Annotated in this window: 1 rRNA gene; it reads left to right on the forward strand. The window is 59.9% G+C overall.

Features of this window, described 5'->3' with window-relative positions:
* Positions 1 to 2,549, forward strand: a 23S ribosomal RNA gene (locus BN1056_RS12295); the annotation flags it as partial.
* Positions 2,550 to 2,686: the final 137 nt, after the last annotated feature.

Consider the following 2,686-nt stretch of genomic DNA (forward strand, 5'->3'; position numbering starts at 1 on the left):
GTGGGTGGTGGCGTGCCTTTTGAAGAATGAGCCTGCGAGTCAGGGCGTGTCGCGAGGTTAACCCGTGTGGGGTAGTCGTAGCGAAAGCGAGTCCGAAATTTGGGCGTTATTAGTGGCGCGTTCTGGACCCGAAGCGGGGTGATCTACCCATGGCCAGGTTGAGGCACGTGTAAGAGCGTGTGGAGGACCGAACCCACCTCGGTTGAAAACGGGGGGGATGAGCTGTGGGTAGGGGTGAAAGGCCAATCAAACTCCGTGATAGCTGGTTCTCCCCGAAATGCATTTAGGTGCAGCGTCGCGTGTTGCCGTGCGGAGGTAGAGCACTGGTTGGTTGAGGGGCCTTACAGGGTTGCTGATGCCAGTCAAACTCCGAATGCCGTATTGGTTCAGCGTGGCAGTGAGACTGCGGGGGATAAGCTTCGTGGTCGAGAGGGAAACAGCCCGGATCGCCGGCTAAGGCCCCTAAGTGTGCGCTAAGTGGGAAAGGATGTGCGGTCGCGGTGACAGCCAGGAGGTTGGCTTAGAAGCAGCCATCCTTGAAAGAGTGCGTAATAGCTCACTGGTCGAGTGGTCGTGCGCCGACAATGTAGCGGGGCTCAAGCGCACCGCCGAAGCCGCGGACCCCGGCCCTGTTTGATTGGGTTGGGGTGGTAGGGGAGCGTCCTGCGTTGGGTGAAGCTCTGGGGTGACCCATGGGTGGACGGCGTGGGAGTGAGAATGCAGGCATGAGTAGCGAGACCGGGGTGGGATTCCCCGGCGCCGTATGACTAAGGGTTCCAGGGGCAGGTTCGTCCTCCCTGGGTGAGTCGGGGCCTAAGGCGAGGCCGACAGGCGTAGTCGATGGATGACGGGTTGATATTCCCGTACCGGTGGAGTACCGCCCATGCTGACGTGCGGGTGCTAACCCACGCCGTTGCCGCTGTTTCCCGTGGTTGGGCTTTCGGGCCTGGCTGTCGGGGGTGGTGGTGTGGTCTGGGGACCGACCGTGCTGGTAGGCAAGCGTGTTTTAACTGGGGTGACGCACAGAGGTAGCCTCGCGGGGCTTATGGCTTGTCCCGTTCAAGCGTGTGGCCTGGTGCCTAGGTAAATCCGGGTGCCGTGCCCCGCCCTGTTGGGTGGGGTTGGGTGAGGCGTGATGGTGACCCCGCCGTTGTGGTGGGGGATAGTAGGGTGATCCTGTGGTGCCTAGAAAAGCCTCGACGTGAGGTGCTTTACCGCCCGTACCCTAAACCGACACAGGTGGTCGGGCAGAGTATGCCCAGGCGTGCGAGTGAATCATGGTTAAGGAACTCGGCAAAATGCCCCCGTAACTTCGGGAGAAGGGGGGCCTGAGCCTTGAAGCCCCATGGCGGGCTAGGGGTGAGGGTCGCAGGGACCAGGGAGGAGCGACTGTTTACTAAAAACACAGGTCCGTGCGAAGCCGTAAGGCGATGTATACGGACTGACGCCTGCCCGGTGCTGGAAGGTTAAGAGGATCCGTCAGTCCCACGTTTTGTGGGGTGAAGCGGTGAGCCTAAGCCCCAGTAAACGGCGGTGGTAACTATAACCATCCTAAGGTAGCGAAATTCCTTGTCGGGTAAGTTCCGACCTGCACGAATGGCGTAACGACTCCTCTACTGTCTCAACCATGAGCTCGGCGAAATTGCATTACGAGTAAAGATGCTCGTTACGCGCAGAAGGACGGAAAGACCCCGGGACCTTTACTGCAGCTTGGTATTGACGTCCGCCATTGTTTGTGCAGGATAGGTGGGAGACTGTGAAGCGGTCGCGCTAGCGGTTGTGGAGTCGTTGTTGGGATACCACTCTGATGGTGGCGTGCGTCTGAACCTGGGCCCGTGATCCGGGTCAGGGACAGTGCCTGGTGGGTAGTTTAACTGGGGCGGTTGCCTCCTAAAGTGTAACGGAGGCGCTCAAAGGTTCTCTCATCCTGGTCGGCAACCAGGTGTTGAGTGCAAGCGCACAAGAGGGCTTGACTGTGAGACTGACGGGTCGAGCAGGCACGAAAGTGGGAGCTAGTGATCCGGCGATCCCGTGTGGGTGGGTCGTCGCTCAACGGATAAAAGGTACCCCGGGGATAACAGGCTGATCCTGCCCAAGAGTCCATATCGACGGCATGGTTTGGCACCTCGATGTCGGCTCGTCGCATCCTGGGGCTGGAGCAGGTCCCAAGGGTTGGGCTGTTCGCCCATTAAAGCGGTACGCGAGCTGGGTTTAGAACGTCGTGAGACAGTTCGGTCCCTATCCTCTGCGCGCGTTGGAGACTTGAGGAGTGCTGTCCCTAGTACGAGAGGACCAGGACGGACGAACCTCTGGTGTGCCAGTTGTACCGCCAGGTGCATGGCTGGTTGGCTACGTTCGGGTCGGGTAACCGCTGAAAGCATCTAAGCGGGAAACCGTCTCCAAGATAAGGTCTCCACCACCATTTGGTGGGTAGGCTCCCAGTTAGACGACTGGGTTGATAGGCCAGGTGTGGAAGCAGGCAGCCCCGTGTGGGGTGAATCCTGTTGTTGAGCTGACTGGTACTAACAATAGCCGACACAACACAACACGCTAGCCTCCCGGGGGTCCCCCGGGTGGTGGTGGTAACGAGCGAAACAACTGTTTTAAGGCATGAAACCGGCAACCACACGCCCCCGGCCCCCGGGTTGGGCGGGGGCGTGTGTGACGGCGGCTTGACGCGTGGGGC

It is taken from the genome of Actinomyces succiniciruminis, assembly GCF_900002405.1.
GTDB classification, from domain to species: Bacteria; Actinomycetota; Actinomycetes; order Actinomycetales; family Actinomycetaceae; genus Actinomyces; species Actinomyces succiniciruminis.